Genomic DNA, 15,987 nt, shown 5'->3' on the forward strand with positions numbered 1-15,987 from the left:
ACTGCAAGTGTCTGACAGGACTACCGAACAAAGACACTGAACAATTGAGTTGACTACGGTAACCTATGCATACTAAGTCAGCCCCCGAACGGCCACGCTAACCCGCTAAGCCAGTGACATTATGAATTTTCGACATAGTTTTAAAACCCTTGCCGCAATCGTTTTCGGCATGCTTATTTCAATAAACAGCTACAGTAGCGGTTTGCTGGAAAAAGGCATAAATAACGGCCGAGGGGCACTAGGTGTTTCGCCACGCAACGCCTTGGACCCGCGACGAAATCAGCCACTGATTAGCGCGAGTGAGGCGATCTCAATTGCTGAACGGCGCTACGGCGGCCGCGCCGTCGGCGCTAAAAAAATTCAAACCGTTAACGGCAGTGCCTACCGCGTGCGTATATTGCAAAAAAATGGCAAGGTCAAAAACGTCATCATCGATCAAAGGTAGCTCAGGTGCGTGTATTAATCGTTGAAGACGAGTCTCTGTTGCAAGCCCAGCTTGTCGAGCAATTCACGGCAGCGGGCTTTGCCTGCGACGCCTGCAGTGACGGAGAAGAAGCCCTGTTCCTGGGAAGGGAGCACCCCTACGACCTTGCCATCGTTGATATAGGGCTACCCAAGCTAGATGGCATTAGCGTCGTCGGGCACTGGCGTGAAGATGCCAGAGACTTTCCTGTACTGATTTTAACAGCGAGAGACAGCTGGCAAGACAAAGTAAAGGGCCTAGAATCCGGCGCAGATGACTATGTTGCAAAGCCTTTTCAGATCGAGGAGGTATTGGCACGCGCAAATGCCTTGATTCGGCGCTCAGCCGGGTTTGCCAGCCCGCGCATCAGTTTTGGTGCACTACAAATTGATACCGCTGCCAAATCGGCGACCGTCGCCGGACGTAAATTAGAGCTCACCACCTTTGAGTACAATGCGCTGGAATACCTGGCAATGCGCAGCGGGCAAGTCGTCTCTAAAACGGAGCTCACGGAGCACCTGTATGATCAAGACTTTGATCGCGACAGCAACGTTATAGAGGTCTTTATCGCCAGACTGCGAAAGAAAATTGACCCAACCGGCGAGCTCAAGCCCATCAGCACGCTTCGTGGCCGCGGTTATCGCTTCGAGCTGGGAGAGGACTCGCAACAATAATGGCGACGCGACGCGCCTCAATTAGCCGTCGGCTCATCATCTCGATGATCATTGCTATGCCCCTGCTACTGGGTTTGACCGCCGCTGCTATTGACCGCGCTTATCTGAGTAGTTTGCTGAAAGCCGAGGAAAACCGACTCCAAGCCCAATTCTTTTCTCTATTGGGAGCCGTTGAGTGGAACGAAGAAGATGGCTTTCGCACTGACGATCGGCTCAAGGAGCCTGATTTCTGGCAATTTCGCTCTGGGCTTTACGCGGACATACAATCTCCCGACGGTAAGCAGCTGTGGCGATCGCTAAGCGCCGATACCTTGTCGCTACCCAACAACTTCGAAATATCACGGCCTGGCGAGGCCCTTACCGGCGAAACGCTCATCGACCAAAAACCCTTCCTCTATTACCGCTACCGCGCCCTGTGGGAAACGGACGAAAATGAGGATCTGGCAATTGTTTTTTCTCTGTACTCGGAAAAAACAAATCTCATTCGAGAGCAGAGGCAATTCCGCCGGCAGATGGCGATATGGATGACCATCGTTGCTTTTCTTTCTGTGCTGTTGATATCCGTCATCCAATACTGGGGCTTAAAACCACTGCGCAGACTGGCGAAAGAACTGCGTTTACTGGAGAAAGGCCAGGCCGAGCGGCTCGGCGATAACTACCCCAGTGAACTGGCCGCTATCACCAGCAACCTCAATCAACTGATCGAAAAAGAGCGCCGGCAGCGCGAGCGCTATCGCAATACCCTGGGGGACCTCGCGCACAGTTTGAAAACCCCGCTTGCGGTACTAAAAAGTGGCCAGTTAGACGACACTCAGCGTAACGAACAAATCGAGAGAATGGATAATATTGTTCGCTACCAGCTGCGCAGGGCCGTCAGTAGCGGCCAGCAACAACTACACACCAAAACGCAGATTAAACCCTTAGTGGATAGGCTTATTCACACCCTGCAAAAGGTTTACCACACCAAGTCATTTACTGCTGAGGTCGCGCTCAACGGCCAAACAACCGCGCCCGTAGACGAGCAGGATTTAATGGAATTACTTGGCAATCTGCTCGATAACGCCTGTAAGGCCTGTCATGCACAGGTATGTGTTTATGCCGAGCTGATGGTAAACGGCGCTGTCGCACTGTTTATTGAAAATGACGGCAAGGGCCTAGAACAAGAAGACATCGATAGTATGATGATTCGCGGCAAACGCGGTGATCAATATGGCGACGGCCAGGGCCTGGGGCTGGCCATAGTGCGAGACATTGCCGACAGCTGTGGCATCGAGCTACGTTTTGCCGCGCGCGAGCAAGGCGGCAGTGTTGTCACCCTGCTCTTCCCGTCACCGTCTAATAGCTGACTTTAAGCCGCCAAAAGAAGTCGACCTCGGCAGCATCGAGTAAGCTCTGATTGATATTTTCATCATCAATCGGGTGGGCTACCACAAACTCGCTGCTCAAATAGTCCTTATAGCTAGCTTTTAAGGCGAAGCCTGCGTCGCTAATCATTCTTGTGTCACCGGCATCACCGCGTGCATCTTCGTACCAGACCCAACCTTGCTCGATGAACACAGACGGCTTTATTTCCAAGCCCATGAAAGGCAGTGGGTTAGATTCAAAGCTCAACTTCGCATAGTGGCCCGAATCACCAACCAGCACCCCTGGAAGGTAGGCCGCTAAACCGTTGCTACCTCCCAAATAGAATTGCTGCTGTAGCGGTAATTGGCTGCGATCGGAGTACTGACCGGTGAAACTCGCCGTTAGATTCGCCCAATCAACCACGGCGGATTGCAACGAGAAACGGGGCTTAAAGATAGTAAACTCACTTGTTCTTCTGCCGATGAACACCACGCCTTGACGGTCGTCTGTGGCAAAGGTGCCGCTGTCTGACTTCAAGCCGAAATCGATGAATGCCTGCGCTGTTAACCTGCTAGGAAAGCCTGCTAAACGCAATAAGCGGTTAAACTTAAGCCCCAACTCAAGGTTGGTTTGGGGCTCGTCCAACAGTGCCCCACCGCCGCGCAGATCGATAGTGGAATCGATGTATTCCACGCGTTCGGTGAGCGTCAAGCGGTAAAGGCTATCGCTCATCAACACCTGCTCGCCAGTAAGCGCTGCGGATTGCGTGCGATGCTCTAAGTACACCTCTTCAGACGTTGTTGTGGAGCCGCCACCGCCAATGTTTATCGACGTGCCTGTACCGCCGAGTAGCGCGCACAACAGCGCAATGTCACACGTACCCAGACTGAGCAAAGGGTCATTTGCGGTAGTCACCAAGGCGTCAGCAAAGCGCGCATACTCGACATGGCGCGCTTCGATGCCATAAAGCCCCCATTGACTCGGGTAGTTCAGCCGAAACGTATAGCCATCGTAGTAATCACCACCATTGACCTCACCGAGTTCCGTGAGTGCTCGGTCGTAGACAAACTGTAAATGGAGGCCATTGGCGAAATCATGTTTAGCCGAGACACCACCGAAATAGCGTCCTAAAAAACGATTGCCATAATTGTTAGCGGAAAGGCTTAACACCGTCGCATCATGGTCAGCTTTTTCACGCTCGCTGAATACCATGGTTAAGGCATTGGGGTCCCCGGAGACCTGATAGCTTATGCCATAGTCGAGACCTGCACGGTCACTTTTTAAATTCGCTAACACGCGCTTTGTATCAAATTCACTGCGATGAAGGTCGCTATCGCCAATCAAGGATGAAAAATGCTCTTTGATCCCCTCCGGCGCTTTTATATCGGCCAACGTGCCGTTGATAACATGGACAAAAATTGTCTCGTCGCGCTGGGCGAAATAGATCGTCGTTAACAGGTGTCCCAGGTGATGGTATGACTGGTTTAGCGCATTGACCGCCTGAGCCGGCGTTTTCGCCGCCGCCATCAGCATACCCAATTGCTCGTTGCTAAGGTGACGATTCCCAGTTATCCGCAGCGTATAGCCCGCCACCTCTGCCTCGTACACCGCGTCTTCACGTGCAGAACTGTACTGCACGATCCGCTCAGCAGTGGACGCTTGGGGAGGAATGACTGGGGGTAAATCAATTGCCATACAAAGTCCTTAACCTTTAGCGAGCATCAGATTCGACGCTGTTCTTTGCCACTCGCATCTCGACACGTCTATTCTCTGCGCGAGCCTGGGCCAAGTCACGTCCGCTCAAACCCTCAACACTTACCTTTGGCTGTCTTTCACCGAAGCCAACGGCCTGCAAACGCTGCACCTCAACACCTTCGGCAGCGAGAAAACGTACCACGGCCTGAGCACGCTCTAAAGACAGGCGCATATTATAATCATCATCACCGCGGTCGTCGGTGTGGCCGACAACCTCAATTTCAATTTTCTTAAAGCGCTGTGAATTCAGGATATTGGCGGCCTGCCTGAGGGTAGCCGCAGAAGAAGCGTCGAGCAAAGCGGTATCACTGGCAAAGCTCACCCCGACGAGACGCAGCGTACGCCCGGCTTCGAAATGGCAACCCGAGGGCAATACAATCGCCTCAGCAGGCGAGTTTGGGCAGAGATCTACTTCGTCACATACACTGTCGCGATCCGCATCACGGCACTGCGCCGCAGCAGCGGACCGCGCTAAGGGCTTTTTTGCGCGATTACCATCAACCCTCGCCCCCTCGTCACTCGCTTGCGTGTCGTCGGAAAGCTCTATGGTAAGCACTTCAGGAATAATGTCGCCGTCTCCGGCGGTGTCTTGCAGGAATTCAATAACCGAGCTCTCACCGCCCAAATTATCGAGTAAGGGTGCTAAAGCGTTCCCCCCTCCCTCAACTTCAAGAGGAGACGCTGGCGCTCCCAGCAAAAGGATGTCTTGCCCGGCGATTCCGGCCCCTAACACCGCATCGTCGCTCAAAACATCTAGCGACAACACCGAAATATCATCTTCGCCGCTACCGGCCCCCGGCACGGTAACATCCACCCCGATACCCAGTACATCGACCGAAATCAACTGTGCCTGCGCAATCGGCGCTGCCATGAGCAAGCCGATAAGGAAGGATTGTATAAATGCCCGAAAATTCAAGTGTCGATGCCTATCTGCCGGAACATGACCCAAATTTATATTATGCTTTATTGTGATATAGCTAGCTGAAACTTGAAAGTAAAAAAGCCGGCTCCCTAAGGAAACCGGCTCTACTATATCAGGTCAACACGCCTCGTTAAGGTGTTGGCAATTCAAATACCGGCTCTTGGCCGTCAAACCCGAATGAAAAGCTGAAAGCCGCTGACTCGAAAGAAAACGCTAGTGAAAGCGGCAATGCACTGGGCTCAGAGTCGCTATCACCGCCCTCAGATGGCGCGGGAATAGGCAGTACATCTAATACTGGCTGAAGAGGGTTATTACTTTCACCGCCCTCACCGCCAGCTGCGGCGCTCTCAAATTGGTCAACAAGGGGCTGCAGCGGGTTGTCGCCCTCTCCACCACCCTGAAGCTGATCAAGCAGAGGCTGAAGCGGGTTGTCACCACCGTCACTGCCGCCCTCCGGCGCAAACCCCATCAAGTTCTCTTGCAGATGTGCAAACAGCACTTCCAGTGTCGGTGGAATGGCTTCCACACTCGCTTGAACGGCGGTTGGGTCGGTTGCCAGGGTATCAACGACATCAGTCACTGCGTCTACGGTTCCGTCCTTGCCTGCCAAGTCATTGGCCAAGTCGTCAACCGTCTTCGTCAGCTGCAATGCGTATGGAGCAAGAGGGTTTTCACCACCGCCCTGAAGCTGGTCCAAAATGGGCTGCAAGGGGTTGTCACCGCCACTACCGCCGCCCTGCAATTGATCCAGGATCGGCTGCAGAGGATTATCGCCACCACCATCGAGCGCTGAGAGCTGAGAATCGATTTCGTTTAACGGCGCGATGATTGCGTCGAGCGGCGTTCCCGCCAAGCCTTCAGCAAGCGGTTCGATAATTGGCGCCAAAGGGCCGGCACTTGAGAGTGATGATGCAGCCGCGATGGCTGCCGCTAATGACAATTGTTTCATTGATAGAGTTTTCACAGCATGTCCTCCAGACATTTTTTGTTTTTCCGCGAACAGAATCTACGTTCTGCTTTATTTGTGTTATAGGCGGATAATACGCGTTTATACGTATTGATTATAGTGATTCAAATCACAAAAGCCTGCGTTATGTGAAAAGCGGCTGATCGGAGGTGGCAACTTGCTTGAATGGCGTATTGAATCAGTCAGTTACTGACCGAGTATATGCAGGATAAGGGGCGTCGTTAGAACAGCATGCTATGCAGCAAGCCGGATTAAATAAAATAACAGTCTAAAAATGAAAAAGGGCCGCTAAAGCGGCCCTTTAAATATGGTCGGAACGGCAGGATTCGAACCTGCGACCCCCACACCCCCAGTGTGGTGCGCTACCAGACTGCGCTACGCCCCGAAATGAGGGGCAGAATCATACCCCAACTAAACAGCACTGTGAACTATCTTTTTAGATCTTTTAACAAATCTTCCAGTTCACCGATTAACTGTTTAATCAATAACTTGGACTGGGCGGAATCGCCTTTAGCCTCATCCCCCGACATGCGCTGCCGTGCACCACCAATGGTATAACCTTGTTCATATAACAGGCTGCGGATTTGACGAATCATCAGCACGTCTTGGTGCTGATAATAGCGGCGGTTACCCCTGCGCTTAACGGGTGCCAGCTGAGGAAACTCCTGCTCCCAGTATCTCAGCACATGCGGTTTGACGCAGCAGAGCTCGCTGACTTCACCTATCGTAAAGTAGCGTTTTCCCGGGATCGGTGGCAGCTCGTCGTTATGACTTGGTTCCAGCATAGTCCTCTACCCTGGATTTCAACTTTTGGCCTGGCCTGAAGGTCACCACTCGCCGAGCAGAAATGGGAATTTCTTCACCGGTTTTGGGATTGCGCCCAGGCCGCTGGCTCTTATCACGCAGGTCAAAATTGCCAAAGCCGGAGATTTTGACCTGCTCATTATTCTCTAAACAGTGGCGAATCTGCTCAAAAAACAGCTCGACAAGCTCTTTCGCCTCACGCTTGTTCAGACCGAGCTCTTCATAGAGGCGCTCCGCCATTTCTGCCTTGGTGAGGGACGTCATCACATTCAGTTCCTTAAACTGGCCCCGAAGCGATCCTGCAACGCCTGCACTACCGCCTCTACAGATAGGGTAACTTCTTCCTCGTTAAGAGTGCGGGATGAATGTCGGTACGTCAAGCCCAGGCCCAGGCTTTTCCTTTCTGGATCAATACCTTTACCCTGATAAATATCAAAGAGCTTCAAGTTAACCAGCAACTCCCCGGCCGCGCTCTGCACACAATCCAGAACGGATTGCGCGGTCACATCGCTAGGCAAAATAACCGCTAAGTCACGGCGGAGCTCGGGATAGCGCGAAACAGGTTTAAACGCAGGCACACCTACTTCGAGCAGTGCATCGAGGTCTATTTCGAAGAAATACACGGCCGATGGCAAATCCAAGTCACTCTGTAGCGAGGGGTGAAGCGCACCAATGCGTCCAACGCAGTGCTCTCCTCGATAGACATTTGCTGTTTGCCCAGGGTGCAGCGCCTTGTGCTGCGCCGCCTCAAATCGCAAAGGTGTCGCGGCAGGGGTAATCAGCGCCTCTAAATCGCCCTTAAGATCGAAGAAATCCAGCAATTCGCCACCTGAACTCCAATTTTCCGGATCTCGTCGCCCAGACAACAGCGCACCCAACGTCGGAATCTGCGCCAAGCCCTCAGCTGATGGCACAAAACGCTGCCCAATTTCAAAGAATCGCAAGCGCGCTTGCTGACGCTTGCTATTGTATTCCGCGGTCTTCAAGAGTCCTGGCAAAAGAGAGTCACGCATTTGCGCCATATCGGCACTAATGGGATTCAATAAGGTCACGCAATCTTCGCGCTCGGAGAGTTTCGCGTTGAGCACAGGGTCGACAAAACTGTAGCTAATGGCCTCCTGGTAACCACGGGATACCAAGTGCTGCCGTAAATCCATGACAGCTCGCTGCCCTTCCGGGCGAGACTTTATAGCCAGCTCCGAGCGAATGGGTTTAACCGGCAGGCGATTATAGCCATATACCCGGGCGAGTTCTTCGAGCAAGTCCACTTCGATGGCAATATCAAAACGCCAACTCGGCGGGGTTACCATCCAGCCGCTGTCCTGACGCTCTACCTGCATACCTAAGCCTGTCAGGATTTGCTCGACTTCTTTAGCCAGCAACGGCATCCCCAGCATTTTCTCGATGCGCGCCTCACGCAAGATTACAGGGCTGCGGCTTGGTAAAGCATCGCTGCTCGCCTCGGTCAAAGGCCCTGCTTTGCCACCGCATATTTGCAATATTAATTCGGTGGCGCGCTCAATTGCTCGTTCTGCTAGGGCGAAGTCCACACCACGCTCAAATCTATGCGACGCGTCAGTGTGCAAACCATAAGAGCGCGCCTTGCCGGCAAGCTTCTCTGGGGTGAAAAATGCAGACTCCAAGAATAAGTCTTGAGTCGCGGCAGATACCGCACTGCTCTGCCCGCCCATAATGCCGGCGAGCGCCAACGGTTTCTCATCATCGGCTATTAACAGGCTGTCGTCACGAAGCTCCAACGTTTGCCCGTCAAGCAAATCAAGGCTCTCGCCTGGCGTTGCCGTGCGCACGCTAACGGCGCCGCTGATAGCCGATAAGTCAAAGGCATGCATGGGCTGACCGAGCTCAAGCATAACCAAGTTGGTGACATCCACCACAGGGTCAATGCTACGCGAACCACAGCGGCGCAATTTTTCTTGCAGCCACAAAGGACTTTCTGCCCCCATATTCACACCGCGCACCACGCGGCCCACATAGCGCGCGCAGTGATCCGGTGCCGCAATCTTTACGGTTAGCTGATCGTCGATGGAAGCTTCTACCGCGGCCTGCGCTGGCTCAGCAAAGGCCATATTGTTGAGAACGGCCGCCTCGCGGGCGACCCCGCGAATACTGAGGCAATCCGCGCGATTTGGGGTCAAACCCAGCTCGATAAGCTTATCGTCAAGCCCTAGGTAACTACGAATATCTTCACCCAACGGCGCATCGCTGGGCAATTCGAACAGGCCATCAGAGTGCTCCGCCATTCCTAGCTCTTGCTCGGCACACAACATACCAAAGGACTCTACGCCGCGCAGCTTGGCTTTCTTTATTTTGAAATTACCGGGCAGGACCGCCCCTACCATGGCCATGGGCACTTTGATTCCTACCCGAGCATTGGCGGCGCCGCACACAATTTGGAAACTTTCCTGGCCATTACTCACTTGGCAAACTTGCAGCTTGTCGGCGTCAGGGTGGCGCTCTGCAGCAGTAATCTCAGCAACAACCACACCGCTAAAATCACCCGCGACAGGCTCAATGGCATCGACTTCCAAACCGGCCATCGTCAATTGTGCAGACAGATCGTCACTGTCCACACCGGGGTTTACCCACTCTCGCAACCACTGTTCACTAAATTTCATGCTCTATCCGTATCCGACTGTTAACGTTGCCTAGCTAGTAGCTCGATGCATTTACTGGAATTGCTCGAGGAATTGCAGATCATTTTCGAAAAATAATCGCAGGTCATTGACGCCGTAACGCAGCATGGCCAGGCGCTCCACACCAATACCAAACGCAAAGCCGCTGTATTTTTCAGGATCGATATCAGAGTATTCGAAGACCTTTGGGTGCACCATTCCGCAACCGAGAATTTCGATCCAGCCGGTATGGCTACATACGCGACAACCCTCACCCCCACACATTACGCACTGAATGTCGACTTCTGCCGACGGCTCTGTGAAGGGGAAATATGATGGCCGAAACCGTACGGCGAGGTCTTTTTCGAAAAAGGCGCGCAAAAACGATTCCAGCATGCCTTTCAGGTCGGCAAAACTGGACTCCTGATCAACGAGCAAGCCTTCAACCTGATGAAACATCGGCGTGTGCGTCAAGTCGGAATCACAACGGTACACGCGCCCCGGACAGATCAGCTTTAGCGGCGGCTCACTGGACTCCATCACCCTCACCTGCACGGGCGAGGTATGGGTACGCAGTACCGTACTGGCATCAACGTAGAACGTGTCGTGCATCGCCCTCGCCGGGTGGTGGGCAGGGATATTTAAGGCTTCGAAGTTGTGGTAGTCATCTTCGATTTCAGGCCCTTCAGCGATATCAAAACCAATACCTTCAAAAAATTGGCTGATGCGCTCTATGGTCTTCGTTACCGGGTGCAGGCCACCCAGCTGCTGACCGCGGCCAGGCAGGGTCACGTCGATAGTTTCGGCCGCCAATTTTTCGGCGACAGCAGCCTCTTCCATCTTAGCCTTTCGCTCGCCAATTTGCTGCGCAAGTGCCTGCTTAACCCTATTGATCTCGGCACCCGCTGCCGGGCGCTCCTCGGCCGATAATTTGCCCAAACCTTTGAGCAACGCGGTGATATGCCCTTTCTTTCCCAGGTAATCAACACGCAATTGCTCAAGGGCACGCCCATCATCTGCCGCAGCGATTTTCTCTGCGGCCTCGGCGGCCAAGGCTTCAAGATTCTCCATTCCCCACTCCTGACTCAGGTACTCGGCTGGTAACTGCCGGGCGCAAGCGCCCGAAAAAAAAATAGGGAAAGAGCGAAGCTCTTCCCCTATCCAATAGTGATATCTACAACCGCTGGGCGGTGGCAGGCATCAGGCCAGAGCTGCTTTCGCGCGTTCTACCACGGCAGCAAAGGCTTCTTTGTCGTGCACGGCTAAGTCAGCCAACACGCGACGGTCCAGTGCGATCTCTGCCTTTTTCAAGCCAGCAATCAAACGGCTGTAATTCAAGCCATTGGCACGAGATGCAGCATTAATGCGGGTGATCCACAGTGCACGGAAAGTACGTTTCTTAACACGGCGATCGCGGTAAGCGTATTGACCGGCTTTGATTACCGCCTGCTTAGCTACACGATAGATGCGCGAACGCGCTCCGTAGTAACCCTTGGCTTGCTTCAAAATCTTTTTATGACGACGGTGTGCTGTCACACCACGTTTTACGCGGGGCATAGTCTATTCCTTATCTGTTGAGATGACGGTAATCAAATGGCGCGAAGCATGCGGTCGACCAGAACTTTGTCCGACTTGTGGACAGCACTGGTGCCACGCAGCTGACGCTTACGCTTGGTTGTCATCTTGGTAAGGATGTGACTCTTGTGGGCGCTTTTACGCTTATAACCGCTACCGGTTTTTTTAAAGCGTTTTGCCGCTCCGCTGTGTACTTTAACTTTTGGCATCGTTAGATACTCCGCATTGCATCAATCAATTAAGCAGGCCCTGAGAGCTCACTGCTTTTTCTTTTTCGGGGCAATCACCATCGTCAGCTGACGACCTTCCATTTTTGGATACTGCTCTACAGCGCCGTATTCAGCGAGGTCTGCTTCCACTCGCTGCAACAACTGCATACCCAGTTCCTGGTGGGCCATCTCACGACCGCGGTAACGGAGAGTTACCTTGGCTTTATCCCCATGCTCAAGGAAACGTACCAGGTTGCGCAGTTTTACCTGGTAATCCCCTTCATCCGTCCCAGGTCGGAATTTAATTTCCTTAACCTGAGTACGAACCTGGTTTTTTCGGGCCGCAGCTTGTTGCTTCTTGGCCTCGAAAACATGTTTTCCATAATCCATTATCTTGCAGACCACCGGATCCGAGTCCGCAATCTGCACTAAGTCTAGGCTGGCTTCCTGGGCGGCAGTTAGCGCCTCCGCTAGCGGGACAATGCCCACCTGGTTACCTTCAGCATCGATCAACCTGACTTGACTGGCTTCAATATCTTGATTTATCAGTGCGCGTTTACCGCGCCCTTTTGCGTTATCGCGTTTAATTGCTAGCTCTCCGATATTGCACGGCTGCGGGCAGCCACGCCTTCGGCAAGGATGCTCGCTAACTCATCAAGTGAGATCGAGCCCAGATCCTTACCACCTCTTGCACGCACTGCTACAGTCCGACTTTCCACCTCTTTATCCCCAACTACCAGGATATAAGGCACCTTCTGAATTGTGTGCTCGCGGATTTTAAAGCCGATCTTCTCATTTCTCAAGTCCGAGTCGACCCTAAACCCACGATCTTGCAGGAATTCTTTCACTTCTGACACATATTCACCCTGTGCATCGGTGATATTGCAGACCACCGCCTGCACCGGCGCAAGCCAAAGCGGGAATGCGCCCTCGTAATGCTCGATCAAAATACCGATAAAGCGCTCGAAAGACCCCAATATTGCCCGGTGCAGCATTACCGGCGTCTTGCGCTGGCCGCTCTCGTCCACATATTGCGCGCCCAGGCGGCCCGGCATTGAGAAATCAACCTGAATCGTCCCCAACTGCCAAACCCGACCAATACAATCCTTGAGGGAAAATTCAATCTTCGGCCCGTAGAAAGCGCCCTCTCCTGGCAGCTCTTCCCAGGGCAAAGACTTGCTATCCAAGGCTAGTGCCAGCGCCTCTTCAGCCCGATCCCAATCCTCGTCGCTACCAACCCGCTGCGCAGGGCGCGTTGACAGGCGATAGATAACGTCACTGAAACCAAAATCGGCGTAGACGTCGTGCAAAAAGTCGATAAATTGTGCCACTTCCTGCTGAATCGACTCCTCCGCGCAAAAAATGTGCGCGTCGTCCTGGGTAAAACCACGCACTCGCATAATTCCATGCAGGGACCCTGAGGGCTCGTTGCGATGACACGAACCAAACTCTGCCAACCTCAAGGGCAGATCCCGATAGCTGCGCAGCCCCTGGTTAAATACCTGCACGTGACAAGGGCAGTTCATTGGCTTCACAGCCACTTCACGCTCATCAGCCTGCAGGCGGAACATGCCATCGCTAAACTTGTCGGCGTGTCCCGACTTCTCCCACAGCGAAATATCAACCAGCTGAGGAGTTTTAATCTCTTGGTAACCATGCTTGCGCTGCTGGTCTCGCATATATTGCTCAACAGCCTGATATATGCCCCAGCCCTTGGGGTGCCAAAACACCATTCCTGGCGCCTCTTCCTGCATGTGAAACAGGTCGAGTTTTTTAGCAACCTTGCGGTGATCTCGCTTTTCCGCTTCAGCAATCCGGTTCAAATAGGACTTAAGGGCCTTCTTATTCGCCCAGGCAGTGCCATAAATACGCTGCAACATGGCGTTATTCTGATCGCCTCGCCAATAGGCACCGGCCACCTTGGTGAGTTTAAAGGCTTTCAAACGGCCAGTACTGGGAACATGGGGCCCCCGGCACAAATCCATCCACTCACCCTGCTTGTAAACTGAGATCTCCTCTCCCTCAGGCAGGTCGTGGATAATTTCAACTTTATACTCTTCGCCCATATCGGCGAACGTTTTAGCCGCCTCTTCACGCGACATTACCAATCGCTCGACAGCTAAATCCTGCCCGGCGATGGCCTCCATTCGTGCCTCGATTTTCTGCAGGTCATCAGGTGTAAAAGCACGCTCAAAGGCAAAATCGTAGTAGAAGCCATCTTCCACTGTTGGGCCAATCGTTACCTGCGCGCCCGGGAACTCCTCCTGAACAGCCATCGCCAGCAAATGCGCCGCAGAGTGACGAATAATCTCCAGGCCCTCTTCGTCGCGATCGGTGATAATCGCCAAGTTGGCATCTTGCTCGATAAGGTAGCGAGTATCGACGAGCTCACCGTCCACCCGCCCGGCAAGAGCCGCCTTGGCAAGGCCTGGACCAATGTCGGCCGCTACACCCTCAACGGTAATCGGCGTGTCGAATTCACGGGTACTATTATCGGGGAGAGTAATAACAGGCATGACTGTTCCTTATCCAGTGGTGGCCGCTACGATAGGCCACATGTAAAACGCTATTGCGCAAAAATTGGGGCGGCTATTATGAACACCGATCCCAGGCTCTGCAAGGCTTAAGCCGCAAACAAAAAACCGCGCCGTAGCGCGGTTTATCTACTGACTCTGGAGGGGTATCCAGAGGCGCTAATACTCAGCTACTGGCCTTGTCTGGCGTGGCAGCCGCTTTCTTTGCCGGTGCCTTTTTCGGCGCTGACTTCTTAGCAACTACTTTCTTCTTCGCAACCTTCTTAGCCGCCGCTTTTTTAGGGGCACTTTTCTTCGCGGCGGTTTTGCGAGCTGCTGACTTTTTAGCGGCAGCTTTTTTAACCGCCGCCTTTTTAGATGACGCCTTTTTCTTGGCGGTTGGCGCCGCTGCAGGCTTGGATGCGGTCTTTGCCAATGCCGCTTTGGCGGGCTCTGACAACTTGGCTGTCAGTTGTTTGACCGCCAACTTGTGCTTGCTGACAAGTTTGCGCTCAATAGTAGCGAGCTTCGCTTTGTCCTCTGCGTTGCGCTTCTTGATAAACCGCTGCTCGAACTGTTTAACTGCTTTGGCTAAATCCGCGTCTGCCTTACTCGCCAGCGCTTCGGATCGCTCTTGAATTTTTTGGCGAACCGCAGCCTCCGAGGCAGAGATTTTTGCAATGACTTTTGCATCAGCTAATGCCGACTTACTGCTGACAACCTTCGCACGTACTGTTCGCAATTTTTGGTTTGCCTTACTTGCTGCAGCCGACGCACGCTTGGCAGCATTTTTATCTACCGCCTTGGCCGTTTTCTTTGCCTTCGCCTTAGCAGAATCTAGCTTCGCTTTCGCTGCTGCTACCGCCTTGCGTTCTTTAGCTAACATCGCCTCAACTTTCTTCAAACCTTCCTCGGCTTTTTTAACGACGGCATTTCCGGGGGAAGCGGCTTTTTTAGGCGATGTTTTCTTCTTTGCTGCAGTGGCAACTTTGCGCTTTGCTCTTGGCATTTTATTCTCCTTGGCGAACAGCGTTATGCTATTTGTTTAAAAAATAGCATACATAGTAAACAGCGCAAAATTTTCGCAAAAAAATCAAACGCTTTGTCTAACTTAACGACTTACTTTTTCAGAGACTGAGAAACAAATGGACGACACAATTCAAGCATCAAATCTTGATGGGCATCGCTATCATTCAAACACGGGATGTAATTAAAGCCTTCCCCACCGTGCTCCATGAAAATCTCTTTTGCTTCGCCATCTATCTCCTCCAGTGTTTCAAGGCATTCAACAGCAAACGCTGGACACATTACGTCCAGGGTTTTCACCCCTTCTGCCGGCAACGCTTCTACAGTTTTGTCGGTATAGGGGGTTAACCACTCAGCCTTACCAAGCCGAGATTGAAATGTTCTCAGCCACTGGGTGTCATCCAGTTCAAGGTACTTGGCCACGGCCTCTGCGGTTTCATTGCAATGCTGTTCGTATGGGTCGCCCAAATCCACATTTCGCTTCGGAATTCCGTGAAACGACATGAGTAAGCGCTCTGCCCGGCCGTTCTTTTGCCAGTGTGCTTTAACACTTTCCCCAAGGGCCGCCACATAGGCCTCATGGTTGTGGTAATTGCGCAGCCATGACCACTGAGGTATGTCCCGCATGCGAGCAAAGCAGCGATATACGGCATCCATCGCGGCCGCCGTGGTAGTCGCTGAATACTGTGGGTACAACGGCACAAAAAAGATGTTTTCGACACCGGCGTCGCAGAGCTCATGTATTTGAGACTCCACACTGGGCTGCCCGTACGTCATGGCAAGCCGCACCGTGATATCCGCATCCGGGTACTCCTGAGAGAGTTTACTGGCAACCCCCTCAACTAAACTTTCTGAAAAATGCCTGAGCGGCGAGGTGTCGCCAAACCATATTTGTCGGTAGGCCTTTGCCACACGAGGTGAACGAAAAGGAAGAATAATAAGATAGAGTATCGCCAACCAAATAAGCCTGGGAACCTCGACCACGCGTCGGTCTGACAGAAACTCCCGCAAGAACCGCCGCACCCCAGAGGTATTGGGAGTATCTGGCGTACCCAAATTGATAAAGACTACCGCTGTTTTCATTTTTCACTTTCCAAGGCGT

General features: G+C 52.7%; 16 protein-coding genes and 1 tRNA gene. 3 read left to right on the top strand and 14 right to left on the bottom strand.

Going from position 1 to position 15,987, the window contains the following annotated elements:
* Positions 1 to 121 precede the first annotated feature (121 nt).
* From AC2Q8J_RS03515 to AC2Q8J_RS03525, 3 genes are read left to right on the top strand one after another with little or no spacing between them, the layout of a single operon-like run.
* Positions 122 to 445, top strand: a complete 324-nt coding sequence (locus tag AC2Q8J_RS03515; RefSeq protein ID WP_204995565.1) for a PepSY domain-containing protein — start codon at positions 122 to 124, stop codon at positions 443 to 445.
* A gap of 5 nt (positions 446 to 450) precedes the next feature.
* A complete protein-coding gene (locus AC2Q8J_RS03520; protein ID WP_204995566.1) occupies positions 451 to 1,137 on the top strand; it encodes a response regulator transcription factor in 687 nt (228 codons plus the stop codon).
* The gene (locus AC2Q8J_RS03525; protein WP_486452117.1) at positions 1,137 to 2,483 is read left to right on the top strand and encodes an ATP-binding protein; all 1,347 of its coding nucleotides are present in this window, start codon (positions 1,137 to 1,139) and stop codon (positions 2,481 to 2,483) included. The genes AC2Q8J_RS03520 and AC2Q8J_RS03525 overlap by 1 nt, the downstream gene beginning before the upstream one ends.
* Here AC2Q8J_RS03525 and AC2Q8J_RS03530 read toward each other — a convergent pair.
* The 14 genes from AC2Q8J_RS03530 to hemH all read right to left on the bottom strand — a co-directional run bounded on the left by AC2Q8J_RS03530 (position 2,473) and on the right by hemH (position 15,968).
* Positions 2,473 to 4,176: a ShlB/FhaC/HecB family hemolysin secretion/activation protein gene (locus tag AC2Q8J_RS03530; RefSeq protein WP_486452118.1), complete on the bottom strand. Its 1,704-nt coding sequence runs from the start codon at positions 4,174 to 4,176 to the stop codon at positions 2,473 to 2,475. The genes AC2Q8J_RS03525 and AC2Q8J_RS03530 overlap by 11 nt on opposite strands.
* A gap of 16 nt (positions 4,177 to 4,192) precedes the next feature.
* Positions 4,193 to 5,107, bottom strand: coding sequence for an OmpA family protein (locus AC2Q8J_RS03535; protein WP_486452119.1), 915 nt, complete (start codon positions 5,105 to 5,107; stop codon positions 4,193 to 4,195).
* A gap of 181 nt (positions 5,108 to 5,288) precedes the next feature.
* Positions 5,289 to 6,122 (bottom strand): hypothetical protein, encoded by an 834-nt coding sequence (locus AC2Q8J_RS03540; RefSeq protein WP_486452120.1) that lies wholly within the window; start codon positions 6,120 to 6,122, stop codon positions 5,289 to 5,291.
* Between the two features lie 311 nt (positions 6,123 to 6,433).
* A tRNA-Pro gene (locus tag AC2Q8J_RS03545) sits at positions 6,434 to 6,510 on the bottom strand.
* 43 nt (positions 6,511 to 6,553) lie between these two features.
* Complete coding sequence (locus AC2Q8J_RS03550) at positions 6,554 to 6,910, bottom strand: MerR family transcriptional regulator (RefSeq protein WP_027872676.1); 357 nt, start codon at positions 6,908 to 6,910, stop codon at positions 6,554 to 6,556.
* The gene (gene ihfA / locus AC2Q8J_RS03555; protein WP_022960519.1) at positions 6,891 to 7,193 is read right to left on the bottom strand and encodes an integration host factor subunit alpha; all 303 of its coding nucleotides are present in this window, start codon (positions 7,191 to 7,193) and stop codon (positions 6,891 to 6,893) included. Before ihfA ends, AC2Q8J_RS03550 begins: the two co-directional genes overlap by 20 nt.
* Before the next feature lie 5 nt (positions 7,194 to 7,198).
* Positions 7,199 to 9,565, bottom strand: a complete 2,367-nt coding sequence (pheT, locus tag AC2Q8J_RS03560; protein ID WP_486452121.1) for a phenylalanine--tRNA ligase subunit beta — start codon at positions 9,563 to 9,565, stop codon at positions 7,199 to 7,201.
* Between the two features lie 51 nt (positions 9,566 to 9,616).
* Positions 9,617 to 10,633, bottom strand: a complete 1,017-nt coding sequence (gene pheS / locus AC2Q8J_RS03565) for a phenylalanine--tRNA ligase subunit alpha (RefSeq protein ID WP_286694033.1) — start codon at positions 10,631 to 10,633, stop codon at positions 9,617 to 9,619.
* Between the two features lie 129 nt (positions 10,634 to 10,762).
* Positions 10,763 to 11,119, bottom strand: a complete 357-nt coding sequence (gene rplT, locus AC2Q8J_RS03570) for a 50S ribosomal protein L20 (protein WP_027872679.1) — start codon at positions 11,117 to 11,119, stop codon at positions 10,763 to 10,765.
* Positions 11,120 to 11,151: 32 nt separating this feature from the next.
* Positions 11,152 to 11,346, bottom strand: coding sequence for a 50S ribosomal protein L35 (rpmI, locus tag AC2Q8J_RS03575; RefSeq protein WP_022960515.1), 195 nt, complete (start codon positions 11,344 to 11,346; stop codon positions 11,152 to 11,154).
* A gap of 48 nt (positions 11,347 to 11,394) precedes the next feature.
* Positions 11,395 to 11,949 (bottom strand): translation initiation factor IF-3, encoded by a 555-nt coding sequence (infC, locus tag AC2Q8J_RS03580; protein WP_204995738.1) that lies wholly within the window; start codon positions 11,947 to 11,949, stop codon positions 11,395 to 11,397.
* Complete coding sequence (gene thrS, locus AC2Q8J_RS03585; protein WP_486452122.1) at positions 11,937 to 13,862, bottom strand: threonine--tRNA ligase; 1,926 nt, start codon at positions 13,860 to 13,862, stop codon at positions 11,937 to 11,939. Before thrS ends, infC begins: the two co-directional genes overlap by 13 nt.
* A 184-nt stretch (positions 13,863 to 14,046) precedes the next feature.
* Entirely contained in the window at positions 14,047 to 14,868 is an 822-nt protein-coding gene (locus AC2Q8J_RS03590) for a hypothetical protein (RefSeq protein WP_288362735.1), read from the bottom strand.
* A 110-nt stretch (positions 14,869 to 14,978) separates the two neighbouring features.
* Positions 14,979 to 15,968, bottom strand: a complete 990-nt coding sequence (hemH, locus tag AC2Q8J_RS03595) for a ferrochelatase (protein WP_288362736.1) — start codon at positions 15,966 to 15,968, stop codon at positions 14,979 to 14,981.
* Positions 15,969 to 15,987 lie beyond the last annotated feature (19 nt).

The organism is Spongiibacter sp. C9W, assembly GCF_057370015.1.